Source organism: Streptomyces sp. NPDC025793, from assembly GCF_055558375.1.
Genome location: NZ_JBVHMR010000018.1, coordinates 56,958 through 75,542 on the forward strand (window position 1 = coordinate 56,958; position 18,585 = coordinate 75,542).

An 18,585-nucleotide genomic window follows, 5' to 3' on the forward strand; every position below is an offset into this window, starting at 1 on the left:
GAATGTCCGAGGCGGACAGGCGTTACGACGCCTTCATTTCGTACAGCACCTCCCCGGACGCGCCCCTCGCAATCGCCGTCCAACGCGCCCTGCATCATCTGGCACGACCCTGGTATCGCATGCAGGCGTTACGTGTCTTCCGTGATCAGACCAGTCTGGCCGCCGGACCGGATCTTAGGCTGAGTATCAACGAAGCGATCCAAAGCAGCGAGCATTTCATCCTGCTGGCCTCGCCGGAGTCGGCGGCCTCGCCTTGGGTACAGCATGAGGTCGAGGTGTGGCGTGACTGTCACCAGGATCGACCCACGACCTTCTTCATCGCCGTCACGGCCGGTGAGATCCACTGGGACCGAGCTGCCGGTGGGTTCGACTGGGGCCGTACCACCGCGCTTCCCGCCGAGCAACTGCGCGGTTGGTTTCAGGGCGAACCGTTATGGGTCGACCTCTCCTGGGCGCGCGACGAGGACCAACTCTCCTTGCGCCACCCACGATTTCGTGACGCCGTGGGTTCCTTGGCCGCCGCTATCCACGGCAGGCCCAAAGATGAACTCGACGGTGAGGACATCCGTCAGCATCGACGCGCGACCTGGTTGCGTCGTGCGGCTGCCGCGATTCTGGTGATGGCCACCGCTGTGGCCTTTCAGCAGAGAGAGGAAGCGGTGGGCCAGCGGCAGACCGCGGAGCGCCAGCGTCAGACGGCAGTCGAGCAGCGTCATGTGGCAGACGAGCAGCGGCGTCTGGCGGACCAGCAAAGGGTGTTGGCGACCGGTCGAGCGCTTCAGGCCGAGGCGGAGACCCTCCGTGACACGCAGCCACAGACATCCCTCCGGATGAGCCTCTCGGCGCTCCGGGTGAATCCCACTCCGGAGGCGCGCAAGGGACTGATCACCACCTTGATGCAGACGCGTTTCGCCGGCGGTTCGGACGGCTCGGGTGGTCGACCCGGCACCGAGGTGAAAGCGGCGTTCAGCCGTGACCGCCGTACCCTGGCCACCGTCGAAGGGGGATCCGGGGACACCGTGACGCTTTGGGACGTCTCGGACCCGGCGCAAAGGAGTCGCCTGGGCACCCTGCGGGATCCTTCGGAAAGCGTCGAGGGGCTCGATTTCGGCTCGGACGGCCGCATCTTGGCCACGGTCGGTTCACACGGCACGACGCTGTGGGACATCGGCAACCGTGCTCGTCCCAGGCAACTGGCCTCCCTGACCGGTAAGGGCACGACCAGCGGCGTCGCCTTCAGCGCGGACGGTCATCTCCTCGCCACGGTGGGCCAGCCTCCGGTGAACGTTGCACACAGCGACGACGGTGCCTTGGCGCTCTGGGACGTCCAGGACCCTGCGCGCCCTCGGCGACTGAGCATGCACACCGGGGTGTACGACAGCTCCACGGTGATCTTCAGCCCGGACGGGCACGGCCTTGCGACATCGACTGACCGCATGGAGGGACCGTCGGAGCCGGTCACCGCTCACCCGATCCTCACGCACATTCCCGGCACCACACTGTGGGACATCAGCGACCGGACCCGACCGCAGCCGATGCGCCGGCTGGACCATGTGCGCGGAGCAATGTCCTTCAGCCCCGACAGCCATGTGTTGGCGACCGCGTACGACCAGACCCTGATTCTCTGGGATGTCACCCGCCCCGGCGAGGCGAGGCAGCTCAGTGTGGCCACGGGGCATTCGGATCGCATCAACGCGATGCGTTTCAGCCCTGACGGGAGTACCTTGGCCACCGTCAGCGACGACCATTCGGCGGTGCTGTGGAGACTTACCGACGGCAAGCTTGAGAAGTCGGTGAACCTGCCGGGGCAGGACGATTTACTGGCCCTCTCGTTCTCCGAGGACGGCCGTACGGTCGTCACCGCCGACGCCTCGGACGCCGTCACCCGCTGGCGCCTCAAGGCCCCCGCCCAGCCACACGTATTGGCCACGTTGAAGGGCCAGAACGGCAAAGCCATGGCGGCCGCCTTCGGCCCGGACGGCCGGGACGTAGTTACGACGGCCTACGACGGCACCATCATCCTCTGGGACCGCGCCGACACCGCCGACCCGCACCAGAGGGCGAAGTGGACGGTCAACTATCCCGTTGCCGATGCGGCGATCAGCCTCAGCGGCCGACTGCTCGCCGCCATCAGCAACGACGGCACCATCCGCATCTGGGACATCAGCGGCCACGGTGAGCCTCGGCTGTGGAAGACCATGACCTCCTCGACCCCGACCACCTCGCCGGGCCGGTACTCGATCCTGTTCAGCCGCCGCTTCGGCGAGACGCTCGTCGCCGCCGGCGGCGACCTTTGGGCCGACCAGGGTGGCTGGGCCGGAGTATGGAACGTGGACGCCCCCGCAAACCCGCGGTTGCTCTCCGGGTTCACCCATACCAGCACCACGGAGCCGGTCGCGCTCAGCCCGGACGGGAAGATCCTCGCTCTCCCCGGGCCGTCCTTGTGGGACATCGGCCATCCCGCCAAGCCGGTGGAACTCGCGCCGCGCTTGGCGGACGCGGACCATTATTCGAATGCCGGCGAAGTGGCATTCAGCAGAGACGGAAAGACGCTTGCGACGGCTGATAGCGACACCCTCGACAACGACGCAGTGGCGTTGTGGGACATGAGTTCTCCGGCCCACCCCAGAGAACTGATCCGTCTCAATGGGACACGGCGCGTCAACAGGGTGGCGTTCCATCCGCGTGTGGACCTTCTGGCCGTCGCGGGTGCCGACGGGACGACACGTCTCTGGGATGTCGCCGATCCCAAGTTGTCCGTTCCGGTGACGGCCCTGCAGACCGATCCGAGCGCTGTGAACAGCGTTTCCTTCAGCCCCGATGGGCAACTGATGGCGACCGCCTCCGGCGAGGTCGCCACGGTGTGGGCACTCGGCGAATTGCCGTCCGTCGTGGCCGACCCCGTCGGTATAGCGTGCAAGCTCGTGGGGCAGGGATTCAGCCACCAGGAGTGGCAGCACTATGCGCCGGGTTTGCCCTATCAGCGGCTGTGCCCCGCGGGCGCCTGAGTCTGCCGTTGCCCACACTGTTCCCCGGTCTCCCAAGGATCGTGCGGTCCTGGGCCGGTGTAGCGCAGGGTTGTTGGAAGCCGAGTTGGAGAGGGAAGGAGAAAGCGGGTGGGACAACGGGCTACGGAGCAGCGGCGCGGGCCGGGGGGCTTGACGGTGACTTCCTTCGGCACCAACCCCCACTGCGGCGATGCTTGCCCCCGAACCGCCGCCTGAGCGCCACGTCTCACGGTCATCTCCTGGAACGGAACTTCTCGTGGAATGCTAGGAGTTAGCAGTCCCGAACGTACGAGCACAGGACAAGGCGGGGGCGGTCTTGGACCGGGATGTCTTCATTTCGTACAGTCACAAGAGTGACGTCGAGCTGGCCGCTGCGCTCGAGGAAGGGCTGCGCGGTGTGGCGCGCACTGCGTGGGGGTTCCGTCCCGGTGCGCGGGTGTTTCGGGACACCACGAGCCTTGCTGCCAGCAGCGACCTCGGTGGTGCCATCAAGGATGCTCTGGCGGGCTCACGTTATTTCATCTACCTGGCTTCCCCCGCGGCTGCGGAGTCCCGCTGGGTGCGCGAGGAAATCAGGTACTGGCGTGAGCACCACTCCATGGACACGTTCCTCATAGCTCTGAGCGATGGCCGCATCGAATGGGACACCGCGCGCGAAGACTTCGACTGGCAGAGGACGACGGCGCTTCCGAGCGAGCTGAGCGGTGCGTTCCCCGAGGAGCCCCTGTGGGTGGACCTGCGGGAGAATCGCCAGGCCTCCGCCTACTCGATGGCACCCGGCAGCACGTTTCGGGACCGCGTGGTCACCCTCGCCGCGCCGCTGCACGACATGAGCAAAGATGAGCTTGACAGTACAGACCTTCATCTTCAGCGCAGGGCCGCCCGAATCCGGCGATCGCTGGTTACCGGCCTCTGCGTCTTCCTTGTCGCTGCAATCGTAGCCAGCCTCATCGCCTGGCAGCAGGCCAACGAGGCGATCAGCCAGAGGAACCTCGCACAGGAACGCGCCACCATCGCCACCGCGCGGCTGCTGGCCGCGACCGCAATCAAGGACTCCCCCGACGATGCTGCCCGCGCGCAGTTGTTGGCCAGCGAAGCCTACCGCCTGCGTCGCGAGCCGCAGACCGTGGCGGCGCTGTTCCAAACTGTGAACGACAACCCCGATCTGGTCCGCCAGCACACGCTCGCCGCGCCGGTCAGCTCCCTTGCGGCGTCGGCCGGTGGAATCACACTCGCAGGCACCGCCGACGGCCGGTTGATTCGCTGGGATCCGGTCACAGACACCAGCGCCACGGCGCGTCTGGGTGACCTGCCGGTGACGAAGGTGGCGATCAGCGACAACGGCGCGGTGGCCGCGGCGACCGACGGTCGGCACGCGGTGATCTGGCACCCGGGCACAGCACCGATCCCTCTTCAATTCGAGCATCCCGGGAGGTTGGCGGTCTCACCGAAGGGCACGACGGTCGCGGTGCTGACCGTGCCAACACCCAGTGTTCAGGCCAGCCTGTCCACCTTCGACGCGTCGACTGGTACCCGGCGCCGCAGCGTCGGACTCTCGGATCAGTACTGGGACGGAGTCGGCATGCCCAACGAGCAGACGGTCACGGTGACCAGCGGCTCTGGCCGATGGCAGCGCCTCCGAACTGCTGACCTGACCGTCACGGTTCGCCAGGAGGAACAGACGGCCCCAGACAGCAGGGGCATCTCCGCAACCTCGGACGACGGGTCCTTCACCGGCTTCCTGGCCGGCTGGGCGATGGTCTTCGACACAGCACGCGATCGGAAGGATCCCAACGGCTACTCCGCTGTGGATAGTTCATACACTCCGAACGTCCTCGCGATCCGCCGAGACGGCAAGCGGATCGCCTCGGGCGGCGGCGGACAGTTGTGGGTGTCCGAAGTCAGCAAAGGTCTCAATGACAACCGCAGCGAGACAGAGCTACTGGGCGCCGGTGGTGCCGAACACGTGGCGTTCGTAGGCGGCTCGGACCGGCTCGTCACGGCCAAAGGCAGCACGTTGTCCCTGTGGGATCCCGCCCAGCGCCCCAGGCTGCGGCTGAACGCCGACGGCCTGAAAGTCCCAGACACCCCCGAGTCCAGCAATCCCACCCAGATGGCCGTGTCACCCGATGGCCGGCGCGTCCTACTGGTTGGTGGATACGGGGACGTGGTGCTGTACGACCTCCACGGCAGACCCAGCGCGGGCAGGGCCATCACGAGCCCCGAGAAGGACGTCTTTCCCGCCTGGCTGCCTGACGGGACCCCAGCATTGATCGGGAAGGTCGGCTGCGGCCTTTACGCAGTCCGAGGCACCGGCACCCAGAACCTGCTGAAGGGCCAAGGCGTGGCGAACGTCACAGCGCGACTGACGCCCGACGGACGGAACCTGATCTGCGTCAGTGAATACGGCGGAATGACGGTGCGCCGGGTGAACGATGCAATGTACGTCTACGACGCACCTAGTCAGGACAAGCCACTGACAGAATATTCCCCCGCCCCGGTAGGCCTGGCCGCGATCAGCGAGGATGGCCGATACGCGGCCTGGATCGCCGGACAGGACCACGGCGGAGGGCAGCTGACCGTGGCGGACAGCAAGGAACGCAGGACCATCACCGTGCCCGGCGTGTCGGAGACGGTCGACTTCGCCGGCGACCGAATGCTTGTCTCACACCCTGACAGTTCGTTAGACGTCCGGGAGCCTTCCGGAACACTGATCCGAACCATCCACATCGGCTTAGCGATGGCCCGCCCTTCGAGCTGGATACCTGGTACGCCATTCATTGGTCAGATCCGCGACGACGGCACGGTAGTCGTGATCGACATCGACTCCGGGACGATATTGGGAACGCTGCAGCTGCCAGGCCACGCAGGCACGTGGGCCACGGCCCCTTGGGAGGCCACCGCCATCGCCGGAGTAGGCTCGACCGGCGAGTTACTGACAGCGACCCCAGCCGGATCAGTGGTCCGATGGGCAGCCACCGCACGGTCCTGGCTCGACCTCGCCTGCCGGTTCGCCGGCCGAGATCTGCAGCCCGAAGAGTGGCGGGAGGTAACCGGGTTCAATCCCCCGGGGAACCTCAGCTGTCACAGGTGAGTCGAGGCCGTCGGCTTAACTCTGCTGCCTTGCCTCGCAGGACTCGTCCCCGCTGGCCCAGGCACCGTCACCTACAGGGGAGGGGCACGCCGCTGAACGGCGCCATCCCGGGTGCGGCATGGGTGTTCCCAGACCTTCGCGCTCCTTTCCTGGCCACCGTGCAGCAGAACGTCGACCTCGGCCTGGAGGCAAAGGGAGCCTCGCCGTCGAGCGCGCCAAGGCCACCCTGCGGCCCATCGATCTGATCGGCCTGGACGGAATCGAGTCTGCGTACCCCAAGGAGTTGTCCGGCGTAGAGCAGGAGGGCGTCGCCCGGGCCGGGGGGCGGTCGTGGCGGCGGCGAAGCTCGCGGACGGCAGGAAGCCGGCCGTGCCGTCGGCACGCAGGACGACGGCCGGAGGATGGCCCCCGAGGGAAGGTGTACGACGATCTGACCGGCAACGGGGCCGGGTTCGACCGTACCGAAGATCGCCGTGCAGTAGCGCGGTCGGCGTAGCGCTCGTGAAGCACCTTGTTCAGGGTCGACAGGCCAGAGATGTGATCGTGATCGTGCAGGCCCGCGGCGCGCAGGGTGCAGCGGTTCAGACAGTTGACCGCGGCTGTCTGCGCTCCCTTGCCGCACACATCGCCGAGGAAAAAGGCGAAACGCCCGCCGAGAGCCGTGCCGGTCACGCGACGGCACACCATGCACCTCGATCGCGGAAGGGACCGTATGTCCCGCCGCTCCTTCGAGGTCGTCACCGCATGGTGCCGAACTCGGACGACGTCCGGCGCAAGGACTGCCTCCCCGCGAACCACCCTGCGCAGCGGGGACCCCCGACCCTGCCGACCGACGGCATTCCGCGTGGGCAGGCCCTGCGCCCGTCGTCTGTGCGAGGGCGGCGGCAACCGTCCCCGAGAGTGCCGGTTGTCCGGCCGTCATTCCACGCTGAGCATGCCTTCGTGCAGGCGTGCCAGGAGACGCGTTATGAGGCGGGAGACGTGCATCTGGGAGACACCGAGGCGTTCGCCGATCTGGGCCTGGGTGAGTTCCTCGACGAAGCGCCAGTGGATGATCTTTCGGTCCCGTTCGTCGAGTTCTGCGATCATCGGTGCGAGGGCATGGAAGTCGTCGACCAGTTCCAGTGCCTCGTCCTCGTCACCGATGAAGTCCGCCAGGACGGCCTCGCCGTCCTCGCTGCCGTTGATCGCCGCGTCCAGGGAGGCCGACTTGTAGCCATTGGAGGCCAGCTGGGCCTCAGCCACCTCTTCCTCCGGAAGGCTCATCAGCTCGGACAGCTCTTTGGTCGTCGGTGTCCGCCCCAGTCGGGTGCACAGTTCCTCGTTGGCTCGGGCGAGCTGGACGCGGGCTTCCTGAAGCCGTCGTGGCACGTGCACGGCCCAGGACGTGTCGCGGAAGAACCGCTTGATCTCGCCGACGATGTAGGGGATGGCGAAGGAGGTGAACTCCACCTCACGGGACAGTTCGAACCGGTCGATGGCCTTGATCAGTCCGATCATGCCGACCTGGACGATGTCCTCCATCTCCTCCGGCCCACGGCTGCGGAACCGGCCGGCCGCGTAGCGCACGAGGGACATGTTCATCTCGATCAGCGTGTTGCGGGCGTAGCTGTAGTCGGGCGTGCCCTCCTCCAGCATCGCCAGTTGTTCGAAGAACGGCTTCGACAATCGCCGCGCGTCCCTCGGCGCGACCTCGCAAGGGTTAGCGATCTCCGGAACGTCCACCGTCTGCTCGGCAGTCTGCGTGGTCGTCGTCGGCATCGTGCGCCCCTCCCAGTCGATCGGTCCTGTCCTCACCGGTCCATCGTCCGGCAAGCACCCGCATACCCCGGCTGCCGACCGGCATTCCTCGACCGTCCGTCAGTTCCCGTTCTCCTCTCCATGGCCGCGGACTCCCCGCATCTCGGCCACGACGAACCCCCGAGCCCTGCTCGACGGTCGGCTGGGGCGGTACGGCGATCTCGTCAGGGCGGGTGAGGACGCCGAGCAGGATCGGGCCCCGAATGCGGAGGGCGCTTCGCGCGGCGCTCTCCACCCCTCCCGGATCCGTCACGCGGAGGCTGGCGATGCACATGGGCTCGGCCACCCCTGCGAAGTCGGGATTGTCGAGCACGGTGCCGGAACGGGCAGACCGGCCTGCTCCTGTTCGAGTTTCACCATGCCCGGTCGGCGGTCGTCGAAGACGACGAGCGTGACGGGAAGGCGGTACGCCTTCAGGGTCATGAGGTCGCCGCTCCACGATCTCCCTCACCCCCACCGGCCGAGTCGCCGCCCTCACCGCGCTCCGAGAACGTGCCCACGCCCCGCGGACCGCACCCTGGACGTGATCTTCCCGTTCAGGTCCGGGCGGGCAGTACGCAACCGAGTTTCAGCGGCGCGGCGCGGACGGCCGGCAGGTCGCCGGGGGCCACCATGAGATGCCTTGGGCCGATCCGCGAGCACAGCGTCCCCGCCCTGCGGTCCTTCGCGATCACCATGGCCTGCGCCTCGTCCGCACTCCAGCAGGTGGCACGTACCCAGATCCCGTACCTTCTCGGCGCGGGAGGCGGCGTCGGCCAGCAAAGCCGTGACGGCCTGCGGCAGTTCCTCTCCTGTGCTGCTCTCCGCCAGGAAGCGGCGCAGCTCCTCCAGACCTCGGCCCGCGTGGAGGGCCTTCAGCAGGGCGGCGGTGGACAGCGTCCAGACCCGGTCCGCGGACCGGGTGGCGAACGCGTCGAGCAGCAGCGCCTCGGCGGGGGCCAGGCCGTCGAGTGCCACGATGTCAAGGCTCGGCAGAACCCTGACCGGGCTCCGCGCCACGGCGGCGGGCTCCGGGCCCGGTCGGTAGGCGTCGGTGCGCCCCGTCGCGTACGCCCCGAGCGGGTTCAACCGGACGGCGAGCAGCCCGTCGTAGCGGCTGAGCCGCTGAAGCCGGTCGGCACCCCACATGTGGCGGAAGTCGTCCCGGGCGCCGTCCGGGTCGATGTACTGGACGTCGACGAGGCCGAGGGTGGCCGCGTACTCGAACAGCACACAGGGTGTAGCGGCCCTGCAGCACCGGCCAGTCGTGGTGTCCGTCGTAGCCGAGGCTGCCGACTTGCGCGTCCTCCAGGTACAGCTTCCACAGCGCCCGCTCGGAACGCACCAGGTACGGGTCATGCCCCGCGGTACGCATCGCCTTGAACAGTTCGTCCACCGCCATCCATTCCCCTGGCGTGCAGCACTCGGCGAGCGCCGCACCCACCGCCTTGCGGCGCGGGCCGGCCGCGGTGAGGACGTTCGCCGCGCGCTGCCCCTTGACTGCCTCGATGCGGCTGAACTCGTCCAGTACCCCGTGGCTCGGCCAGCGCCGCCACAGGTGCCGGATCGTCTCGTGGGCGGGCGCGGCCAGCGCCTTGCGGCCCCGCGCGGTCAACTCCAGTCGGCCGTCCGACAGTTCCGCAAGACCGCCAGCCTGGAGCAGCAGCGGCCAGGCGAATGCCCTGACCGCCTCGCCCTCGTAGAAGTCACTGCCGGTGAGGACCTCGCCCGGTGCGCGGAGGGTGGCGGCGGAGGGGCGCTACGTCTTGTCGCCGCACCGCAGCCTGCCCGCGGCAACCAGCCGCAGCACGGCCGCGAGCTCCGTTCTTGCATCATGCTCCATCGTCCGCTCGGTCCTCGCCGCCACAGACCGCTCCTCCCCGCCACGCCTCGCCTCACCCTATGACGTTTGATTGCTGCCTCCGGTCGGCTCCGCTGCCGTGGCCCATCCGCGTCCGAGCCCATCCGCGGCGGCGATGGGGTCCGCCGTGTGAGCGAGTATCAGTACTACGAGTTCCAGGCCCTCGACCGGCCGCTCAGCCGCGAGGAACAGGAGCAGCTGAGGGCCGTCTCCACCCGGGCCCGGATCACCGCCACCAGCTTCACCAACACCTACAACTGGGGCGACCTGGGCGCCAATCCGCGCAAAATGGTCGAGCGCTACTTCGACGCCCACCTGTACGTGACCAATTGGGGCACCCACCGCCTGATGCTCCGCCTGCCCAAGCAGACCCTGGCCCTGGCGACGGTGCGGCCGTACAGCCTCGACCACCACATCGAGGTCTGGACCACCCGCACCCACCTCCTGCTCGACCTGACCAGCGAGGACGAGGGCGGCGACTGGATCGAGGGCGCCGACGACTCGCTGTCCGCCCTCATCGGCGTACGCGACGAACTCACCACCGGCGACCTGCGCCCCCTCTATCTGGCCTGGCTCTCAGCGCTCGCCGCCTGGGAACTCGAAGACGACGACGAAGAGGAGTACCGGACCTGGCCCGAACCGCCCGTCCCGGCCGGGCTTGGTGAACTGACCGCCCCGCAGCGCGCGCTCGCGGATTTCCTGCGCGTGGACGACGACCTGCTGGCGGTCGCGGCCCAGGCCAGTCCCGCCACGCCCAAGAAGCCGGCCAGGCCTGCGAAGAAGGAACTCGCCCCTCTGATCGCCGCAATGCCCCAGAAGGAGAAGGACGCTCTGCTGCTGCGGCTCGCCCTCGGCCCGGAACCTGGGCTGCATGCCGAACTCCTGCACCGCCTGCGCGGCGCCGACGCCCCCATCACGGTCTCCGGGCGCCGGTCCGCCGCCCACCTCCTGGACGCCCTGCAGGCCCGGCCCTGCATCTCCGCCTCACCAGCCGCCTGGATCCTCCGGGGTCAGCACCCGTGAGCCGTGACCCGGCGCCACCGACACCGGCTGAGGCAATCGCCCGCCTGCGCAGCGAGGAGATCACCCTGACCTAGGACCCCGCGACCAGAACCCTGACCGCGGACACGCCCCAGGCAGAAAGGATCACCATCAGCTGACCGATGCCCGCCGAACCGCCGACGAAGGGGAGAAGCCAGGCCGAAGACCCCGCCACGACGAACACCCGCCCGGGCCGGGAGCCGGAAGCGGGTGCCGATCTCCTGTACCCAAGAACGGGGCGCCGTGGGGTAACTCTGTGTCCGACGGCGTACGCCGACCATCCCCTGCCCCGCAGGCCCGTTGAAGCGCCCGCATCCAGGTCAGCCTCCGCATCCCGCAGCCGATGGACAACGCAGGACGCCCCCGGTTGCGTCGTGGTCCGCAGCCCTCCCTTACGTGCAGGCCGGGCGGGCCGGCGATCGGGGTCGCTGACCGCCCCGACCGCTTGGTGAGACCTTGACGGACACGCGTGTGGACCCCGGTCCCGAAAAGGCTCCCGCCCCATCCGCCCGGTTCCGCGCGACGGACCCGCCCTCCGGCCGCGTAGAGCGGACGACGGATTCACCCACGGAGGGGGCTGCACAGTGACAGCGCGTGCACTCAAGGGGGCACTGAGGGGTGCCAGGGGTACGGCGATCGCGGCGGCGGCGATGGCCGTGCTGACCGCATCGCAGGCACCGGGGGCGGTCTCGGCCGAGGCCGCGGAGCCCGCGCGGAAGGCGGCGCCCGCCGCGGACGGCGCCAGCGTGTCCGGCGACACCCCGTACCGCACCGGCCTTCCCCCGCTGCGGACACGGAAGGACGGCTCGGCACCGGGAGCGACGGTCGGCGGCGCCCTGCCCGCGACCGTGTTCGCCGCGTACCGGCGTGCCGAGGAGGAACTGGCGCGCAGCGCGCCCGGCTGCCTGCTGCGCTGGCAGCTGCTGGCCGCGATCGGCCAGGTGGAGTCCGGGCAGGCATGGGGTGGCCTGGTGACCCCGGGCGGTACGACCGTGACGCCCATCCTCGGCCCGCGGCTGACCGGCGGCGCCTTCGCCGTCGTGCCGGACACCGACGGCGGCGCGTACGACGGGGACCCGGTGTACGACCGCGCGGTCGGCCCGATGCAGTTCATCCCGTCCACCTGGGCCCGCTGGGGCGCGGACGGCAACGGCGACGGACGGTCGGACCCGAACAACGTCTACGACGCGGCGCTCGCCGCCGGCCGCTACCTGTGCGCGGGCGGCCGCGACCTGTCGAACCCCGCCGACCTGGACCGGGCGATCCTGGGCTACAACCACTCGGACGCCTATCTGCGCACCGTCGAGGCCTGGTACGCGTACTATCTGACCGGACACCGCGTGGTGCCGGACGCGTCCACCGGATCACGGTCGGACCGGACGGAGCCGTCCCGCCCGCAGAGGCCGAAGCCCTCGCCGCCGAAGTCGTCGCACGACCGGAAGCCGGTCCCCGGCCCTTCGCCCACGTCGTCGGCGCCGCCTGCCTCACCCTCCCCCAGCCCGTCCCCAGCGGCGGGCGTGCCGAAGGCGTCCGGGACGCCGCTGGTCCCCGTCCCCGAGCCGACTCTCACGCTGCCCGGCGGCGGCGTGCTGCCCGACGCGAGGCCATGACCATCGGCAACGGCTGGAACACGATGAGCGCCTCCCCCTCCACAACCGCGACTACTCGGCGGTAATGTCGCCATCCGCCGGAAGCACAGGACCGGCGGGTGAGTGCGAAGGGGCCCTCATGGCGACGGACATGCCTGCGGACACAGCGGCCGCCGAGGAGCGTTGGCAGCGCATGTGGAGCCATCGCGAGCAACTGCTCAAGGTGGCCCGGCGACGCTCCATGAGCCGGGAGGACGCCGAGGACGCCGTGCACGAGGCGATGCTGCGGGCCGCGGAACGCCCGGACCTCGACGACGATCGGCTCGGCGCCTGGCTGACGACGGTGACGATGCGGCTGTGCGTCGACCGGTACCGGCAGGTCAACCGGGAGGCCGAGGTGGGCAGCCGCCCCACGCTCGTCGCGCCGGGCCCGGTCCCCGTCGAGGAGGCGGTGTGCGACCGGGCCGAGGCGAAGTGGCTCGCCGTGCGCAGCGGTGAGCTGCCCGCCCGGCAGGCTGAGGCGCTCCGGCTGAAGTCCGAGGACCTGGACGTGAGTCAGGTCGCGGTGCGGATGGGGCTCAGCTACCGGACCGTCGAGTCGCTGCTCGCCCGGGCCCGGCGCACGCTGCGCGCCTCGCTGGCCGGGACGCTGGGGCTGGTGATGTTCCTGGTCGGGCGCGGGCGGCTGCGCGGGGGTGGCAAGGCCCAGGTGGTCGCGGTGACCTCGACGGCGGCGACCCTGGCGGTGGCGGGGCTCGTGCTGCCGTACGCGCTCAATGCGGGCGGGAAGGGGAACGGTGCGGCGCCGCGGCCGGCCGTGTCCAGCGACGCGCAGGTGCGGCGCGGCGACGCCACGGGCCGGGGGCTCACCCTGAGGACGCGCACCTCCCCGCCCCCGGCGCCCGGCGCCCGGAGTCGGACGCCCTCACCGACCGGGGGGACGTCCCGGCCGCTGCCGGTGACCGTGCCGTCCCTGCCGGGCGTGTCCTCGTCCGCGCTCCCGGGGCTGTCGGCGCCGCAGGTCCCGCGGCTGCCCGGCGTACCCGAGGTGCCGGACCTGCCGACGAGGTCGGTCGCCTCGTCGGTCCCGTCGCTGCCCCCGGCCCCGGCGGTACCGGCCGCTCCGTTCTCCGCCCCTGTCCCTGCCCCGAGGACGTCTTCGAGCACGCCGTCGCCGAAGCTGCCGTAGCACGCCGTAAACACGTCCGAAAAAAATCCCGGTCGTCGCGACGGACGTCCCACGCCTCCCCGTAGAGCAGATGTCGGAGCTGCTCCACGGGCGAAGGGTGGGACCGGATGGGTGTCGAGATCTGTGTGGAAGGGCTGACCAAGTCCTTCGGCCACCAGGTCATCTGGCAGGACGTCTCGCTGACGCTGCCCGCCGGGGAGGTGTCGGTGATGCTCGGCCCCTCGGGGACGGGCAAGTCGGTGTTCCTCAAGACGCTCGTGGGGCTGCTGAAGCCGGAGCGCGGCTCCATCACGATCCAGGGCCGGGACATCACCAGGCTCCGTGAGCACGACCTGTACGAGGTGCGGAAGCTTTTCGGCGTGCTGTTCCAGGACGGCGCGCTGTTCGGCTCGATGAACCTGTACGACAACATCGCCTTCCCGCTGCGCGAGCACACCCGCAAGTCGGAGAGCGAGATCCGGCGCGTCGTGCTGGAGAAGATGGACATGGTCGGGCTGATCGGCGCCGAGGAGAAGCTGCCCGGCGAGATCTCCGGCGGCATGCGCAAGCGGGCCGGGCTCGCCCGCGCCCTGGTACTCGACCCGGAGATCATCCTGTTCGACGAGCCGGACTCGGGCCTCGACCCGGTCCGCGTGGCCTACCTCAACCAGCTCATCGTCGACCTCAACGCACAGATCGACGCGACCTTCCTGATCGTCACCCACGACATCGCCTCGGCCCGCCAGGTCCCGGACAACATCGGGCTGCTGTTCCGGCGCGAGCTGGTGCTGTTCGGGCCCCGCGAGGAGCTGCTGACCAGTGACGAGCCCGTCGTACGGCAGTTCCTGAACGGCCGGATGCAGGGGCCGATCGGCATGGCGGAGGAGAAGGACGCGGCCCAGGTCGAGCAGGAGCTGGCCCGGATCGACGAGGGTCCACGCGTGCGGGACCTGACTCCCCGCCTGCTGCCCGGCTCCGGCATCACCCGCCCGCCCCGCTGGGAGGCGATCGCGAGACGGGAGGCGGAGCTGCGCGGGAGGGGGGTGAGCAGCGCATGAGACTCTCCCCGACAGGTGCGCTCCGGCACTCGGGCAACCTCTTCGCGATGGCCCTGGACGTCGTCCGGACCCTGCCCCGACGGCCCTTCCAGGCACGGGAGTTCATCCAGCAGGCGTGGTTCGTCGCAAGCGTCACGATCCTGCCGACGGCACTGGTCTCGATCCCCTTCGGGGCGGTCATCGCACTGCAGATCGGCAGCCTGACCCGGCAGCTCGGCGCGCAGTCCTTCTCCGGTGCCGCGTCCGTGCTCGCGGTGCTGCGCGAGGCCTCGCCGATCGTCACCGCGCTGCTCATCGCGGGCGCGGGCGGCACGGCGATCTGCGCGGACCTCGGGGCGCGCAAGATCCGGGACGAGATCGACGCGATGCAGGTGCTCGGCATCGACCCGATCCACCGGCTCGTCGTACCGCGCGTGCTGGCGTCGATGGTCGTGGCCGTGCTCCTCAACGGCCTCGTCTCGGTCGTCGGTGTCGCGGGCGGCTACTTCTTCAACGTCGTCCTCCAGCACGGCACGCCCGGCGCCTACCTGGCGTCCTTCACCACCCTCGCGCAGCTGTCCGACCTGTGGGCGGCGGAGGTCAAGGCGCTCGTGTTCGGGGCCATCGCGGCGATCGTCGCCTCGTACAAGGGGCTGACCGCACAGGGCGGCCCGAAGGGCGTGGGCGATGCCGTCAACCAGTCCGTGGTGATCACCTTCATGTTGCTGTTCGTGACCAACTTCGTGATGACCGCGGTGTACTTCCAGGTCGTCCCGCAGAGGGGTTAGCCGATGAGACCTCAAAAAGTCCTCGATCGCCCCTTGCGCTCACTCGAAGAGCTGGGCGCCCAACTGTCCTTCTACGGACGCTCCTTGGCCTGGACGGGCCGCACCCTGCGCCGCTACAAGAAGGAGGTACTGCGGCTGCTCGCCGAGGTGAGCTTCGGGCGCGGCGCACTCGCCGTCGTCGGCGGCACGGTCGGCGTGATCGCGTTCCTGTCCTTCTTCACCGGCACCGAGGTCGGCCTCCAGGGCTACGCGGCCCTCAACCAGCTCGGCACCTCCAACTTCGTGGCGTTCCTGTCGGCGTACTTCAACACCCGGGAGATCGCCCCGCTGGTGGCCGGGCTCGCCCTGTCCGCGACGGTCGGCGCCGGGTTCACCGCGCAGCTCGGTGCGATGCGGATCAGCGAGGAGACCGACGCGCTGGAGGTGATGGGCGTCCCGTCGCTGCCGTTCCTGGTGACGACGAGGATGATCGCCGGCTTCGTCGCGGTGATCCCGCTGTACGTGATCGGGCTGCTGTCCTCGTACCTGGCCGCCCGCACCATCACCACCGGCTACTACGGGCAGTCGACGGGCACGTACGACCACTACTTCCACCAGTACCTGCCGCCCGTCGACGTGTTCTGGTCCTTCGGCAAGGTGATCGTCTTCGCCGTGCTGATCATCCTGGTGCACTGCTACTACGGCTACCACGCGAGCGGCGGCCCGGCGGGCGTGGGCGTCGCGGTGGGCCGTGCGGTGCGGACCTCGATCGTCGCCGTCAACGTCCTGGACTTCTTCCTGAGCCTCGCGATCTGGGGCGCCACCACGACCGTACGGATAGCGGGGTGAGAGCGGTGCGCATGCACAGAATGAGACTCAGGCTGTACGGCATCGCCTTCCTCGCCGTCCTCGCGCTGCTGCTGTCGCTCGCGGTGGCCGTCTACCGGCAGGCATTCACGTCCGTCGTGCCCATCACCCTTCAGGCCGGCACCCTCGGCAACCAGCTCGATCCACGCGCCGACGTCAAGCTGCGCGGGCTCCTGGTCGGCGAGGTGCGCGCGGTGCACGCGGACGGCACGAAGGCCACGCTCGACATCGCGCTCGATCCCCGGTACGTCCCGTACATCCCCTCGGACGTGCACGCCCGCCTGCTGCCCAAGACGCTGTTCGGCGAGAAGTACGTCGACCTGGTCCCGCCCCCGCGTTCCGCGCGGTCGTCGGCCCGGCCCATCCGCGCCGGAGACGTCATCACCCAGGACCGCACGAAGGCCGGCATCGAGGTGCAGCAGCTGATGAACGACCTGCTGCCGCTGCTGCGCACGGTCCAGCCGGGTGAGCTCGACGCCACGCTCTCGGCGTTCGCCACCGCGCTGGAGGGCCGCGGCGACCGGATCGGTGACAACCTCACCCGCGTCGAGGGGTATCTGCGCCGTCTCAACCCGCACATGCCCTCCCTCAAGGAGGACATCTCGCGGTTCGCGGACGTCGCCGAGGTGTACGGCGACGCCGCGCCCGACCTGATGCGGATCCTGCGCAACACGGTCACCACCAGCCGCACGATCGTCGACAAGAAGGACCAGCTGGCCGCCGCGCTCCGCTCGACCGCTTCCGTGGCGGACACGGCGAACGGCTTCCTGTCCGAGAACGGCGACCGGCTGATCACCCTGGGCCGGGTCTCCCGCCCCACGCTGGAGCTCTTCGCCCGCTACTCCCCCGAGTACCCATGCCTGTTCCAGGGCCTGGTCCGGCAGGAGAAGGCCTCGGAGGACGCGTTCCGGGGCGGCGAGATGCGGATCACCCTCGAAGTCGTCCGGCCGCAGGGGGCGTACCGGCCCGGCGAGGAGCCGGTGTACGGCGAGCGTTCCGGCCCCAACTGCCGTGGCCTGCCGCATCCTCAGGTGCCCGGCCCGAAGCCCCGTCTCGATGACGGTACGTCGGCCGGAGGTTCCGGCGGCGCACTCCCCGGAGGTGTCAACGTGTCCGCCACCCGGGCCGAGCAGCGGGCCGTCGGCTCACTCGTGGCCCCCGTCCTGGACGTCCCCGCCGACCAGGTGCCGCCGGTCGCGACCCTGCTGTTCGGTCCGCTCGCGCGCGGAACGGCGGTGAGTGTCGCATGAGCAGGTCAGGAGCCCGGCAGACCGCCGCCCCGCTGGTCAAGTTCAGCCTCTTCGCACTGGTCACGATCGCGGCGACGGCGCTGCTCGCCGCCACCATCGTCAACATCTCCTTCACCCCGAAGGACACCTACCACGCCGTGTTCACCGACGTCACCGGGCTGGAGACCGGCGACGACATCCGCGTGGCCGGAGTACGGGTGGGAGAGGTCGAGGGCATCCGGATCAAGGACCGGACCCTGGCGGAGGTCACGTTCACCGTCGGCGCGGACCGGCCGCTGCTCGCGGGGACCCACGCGGTCGTCCGCTACCGCAACCTGGTCGGGCAGCGGTACATCGCGCTCACCGAGGGCCCCGGCGACGTCACCGCCCGGCTGCGGCCGGGCGGCACCATCCCGCTGTCCCGGACCCAGCCGGCGCTGGACCTCAACGCCCTGCTGAACGGCTTCAAGCCGCTGTTCGCCGCGCTCAGCCCGAGCGACGTCAACCAGCTCGCCACCGAGATCGTCCGGACCCTCCAGGGCGAGGGCGGCACGGTCAACAGCCTCCTCGCGCACACCGCCTCGCTCACCACCGCCCTCGCCGACCGCGACCAGCTGATCGGCTCCGTGATCGACAACCTCAACACCGTCCTGGACACCCTCGACAAGCGCGGCTCCCGCTTCTCCGGGCTGCTCACACAGCTGCGCCGGGTGGTCTCGGGGCTGGCCGCCGACCGCAGGCCCATCGGGGAGTCGCTGGTGAGCATCGGCGACCTCACCGGCGTCACGGCGGGGCTGCTGAAGGACGCGCGTCCACCGCTGAAGGACGACATCGCCGGGCTCGGCGAGCTCACCGGAACACTGAACAAGAACGAGCACACCGTGGAGGGCGTCCTGCAACGGCTGCCGAACAAGCTCAACGCGCTGACCGGGACGGCGTCCTACGGCTCCTGGTTCAACTTCTACCTCTGCGACTTCGACGGCCGGATCGTGCTGCCGAAGACCAAGCAGGTGATCACCCCGGACCTGCACGTGGCGCGGGCGAGGTGTGGCGGATGAGACTGCGGGTCCGACGGCGGCGCCGTCCCGAGCCGCTGGTGAAGGTACGGGTCCTGCCACCGAGGCTGCCGAGACTCCCCCGGCTGC

The 18,585-nt window shown here is 69.6% G+C and carries 12 protein-coding genes and 1 pseudogene; 10 read left to right on the top strand and 3 right to left on the bottom strand.

Features of this window, described 5'->3' with window-relative positions; all coding sequences use genetic code 11:
* Positions 1 to 2: 2 nt before the first annotated feature.
* Both ACZ4MF_RS29845 and ACZ4MF_RS29850 read left to right on the top strand, forming a co-directional pair.
* Complete coding sequence (locus ACZ4MF_RS29845; RefSeq protein ID WP_467494949.1) at positions 3 to 3,008, top strand: toll/interleukin-1 receptor domain-containing protein; 3,006 nt, start codon at positions 3 to 5, stop codon at positions 3,006 to 3,008.
* A 316-nt stretch (positions 3,009 to 3,324) separates the two neighbouring features.
* Positions 3,325 to 6,102, top strand: a complete 2,778-nt coding sequence (locus tag ACZ4MF_RS29850; protein WP_467494950.1) for a toll/interleukin-1 receptor domain-containing protein — start codon at positions 3,325 to 3,327, stop codon at positions 6,100 to 6,102.
* A 268-nt stretch (positions 6,103 to 6,370) separates the two neighbouring features.
* On the opposite strand, the pseudogene ACZ4MF_RS29855 reads toward ACZ4MF_RS29850, so the two are convergent.
* The 3 genes and pseudogenes from ACZ4MF_RS29855 to ACZ4MF_RS29865 form a co-directional block, all read right to left on the bottom strand.
* Positions 6,371 to 6,756: pseudogene (locus tag ACZ4MF_RS29855) on the bottom strand (SpoIIE family protein phosphatase); the annotation flags it as partial.
* Positions 6,757 to 7,020: 264 nt separating this feature from the next.
* Positions 7,021 to 7,863, bottom strand: a complete 843-nt coding sequence (locus ACZ4MF_RS29860) for an RNA polymerase sigma factor SigF (protein ID WP_467495062.1) — start codon at positions 7,861 to 7,863, stop codon at positions 7,021 to 7,023.
* A gap of 513 nt (positions 7,864 to 8,376) precedes the next feature.
* Positions 8,377 to 9,114, bottom strand: coding sequence for a hypothetical protein (locus tag ACZ4MF_RS29865; protein WP_467494951.1), 738 nt, complete (start codon positions 9,112 to 9,114; stop codon positions 8,377 to 8,379).
* A 757-nt stretch (positions 9,115 to 9,871) separates the two neighbouring features.
* Between ACZ4MF_RS29865 and ACZ4MF_RS29870 the strand changes: the two genes are divergently transcribed.
* The 8 genes from ACZ4MF_RS29870 (at position 9,872) to ACZ4MF_RS29905 (ending at position 18,498) form a co-directional block, all read left to right on the top strand.
* The gene (locus tag ACZ4MF_RS29870) at positions 9,872 to 10,765 is read left to right on the top strand and encodes a hypothetical protein (protein ID WP_467494952.1); all 894 of its coding nucleotides are present in this window, start codon (positions 9,872 to 9,874) and stop codon (positions 10,763 to 10,765) included.
* Positions 10,766 to 11,367: 602 nt separating this feature from the next.
* Positions 11,368 to 12,393: a lytic transglycosylase domain-containing protein gene (locus ACZ4MF_RS29875; protein ID WP_467494953.1), complete on the top strand. Its 1,026-nt coding sequence runs from the start codon at positions 11,368 to 11,370 to the stop codon at positions 12,391 to 12,393.
* A gap of 118 nt (positions 12,394 to 12,511) precedes the next feature.
* Positions 12,512 to 13,561, top strand: a complete 1,050-nt coding sequence (locus tag ACZ4MF_RS29880; protein WP_467494954.1) for an RNA polymerase sigma factor — start codon at positions 12,512 to 12,514, stop codon at positions 13,559 to 13,561.
* A 107-nt stretch (positions 13,562 to 13,668) separates the two neighbouring features.
* Complete coding sequence (locus tag ACZ4MF_RS29885) at positions 13,669 to 14,598, top strand: ABC transporter ATP-binding protein (RefSeq protein ID WP_467494955.1); 930 nt, start codon at positions 13,669 to 13,671, stop codon at positions 14,596 to 14,598.
* A complete protein-coding gene (locus ACZ4MF_RS29890; RefSeq protein ID WP_356030739.1) occupies positions 14,595 to 15,365 on the top strand; it encodes an MlaE family ABC transporter permease in 771 nt (256 codons plus the stop codon). The genes ACZ4MF_RS29885 and ACZ4MF_RS29890 overlap by 4 nt, the downstream gene beginning before the upstream one ends.
* Positions 15,366 to 15,368: 3 nt before the next feature.
* Positions 15,369 to 16,193, top strand: coding sequence for an MlaE family ABC transporter permease (locus tag ACZ4MF_RS29895; RefSeq protein ID WP_158926944.1), 825 nt, complete (start codon positions 15,369 to 15,371; stop codon positions 16,191 to 16,193).
* 11 nt (positions 16,194 to 16,204) lie between these two features.
* Entirely contained in the window at positions 16,205 to 17,461 is a 1,257-nt protein-coding gene (locus tag ACZ4MF_RS29900; RefSeq protein ID WP_467494956.1) for an MCE family protein, read from the top strand.
* The gene (locus ACZ4MF_RS29905; RefSeq protein WP_467494957.1) at positions 17,458 to 18,498 is read left to right on the top strand and encodes an MCE family protein; all 1,041 of its coding nucleotides are present in this window, start codon (positions 17,458 to 17,460) and stop codon (positions 18,496 to 18,498) included. The genes ACZ4MF_RS29900 and ACZ4MF_RS29905 overlap by 4 nt, the downstream gene beginning before the upstream one ends.
* Positions 18,499 to 18,585 lie beyond the last annotated feature (87 nt).

Bases quoted from the DNA above. Each gene is read 5' to 3' on its own strand.
- ACZ4MF_RS29890 (WP_356030739.1), top strand. From the start codon at position 14,595: ATGAGACTCTCCCCGACAGGTGCGCTCCGGCACTCGGGCAACCTCTTC.
- ACZ4MF_RS29895 (WP_158926944.1), top strand. From the start codon at position 15,369: ATGAGACCTCAAAAAGTCCTCGATCGCCCCTTGCGCTCACTCGAAGAG.
- ACZ4MF_RS29845 (WP_467494949.1), top strand. From the start codon at position 3: ATGTCCGAGGCGGACAGGCGTTACGACGCCTTCATTTCGTACAGCACC.
- ACZ4MF_RS29885 (WP_467494955.1), top strand. From the start codon at position 13,669: ATGGGTGTCGAGATCTGTGTGGAAGGGCTGACCAAGTCCTTCGGCCAC.
- ACZ4MF_RS29905 (WP_467494957.1), top strand. From the start codon at position 17,458: ATGAGCAGGTCAGGAGCCCGGCAGACCGCCGCCCCGCTGGTCAAGTTC.
- ACZ4MF_RS29880 (WP_467494954.1), top strand. From the start codon at position 12,512: ATGGCGACGGACATGCCTGCGGACACAGCGGCCGCCGAGGAGCGTTGG.
- ACZ4MF_RS29860 (WP_467495062.1), bottom strand. From the start codon at position 7,863: ATGCCGACGACGACCACGCAGACTGCCGAGCAGACGGTGGACGTTCCG.
- ACZ4MF_RS29900 (WP_467494956.1), top strand. From the start codon at position 16,205: ATGCACAGAATGAGACTCAGGCTGTACGGCATCGCCTTCCTCGCCGTC.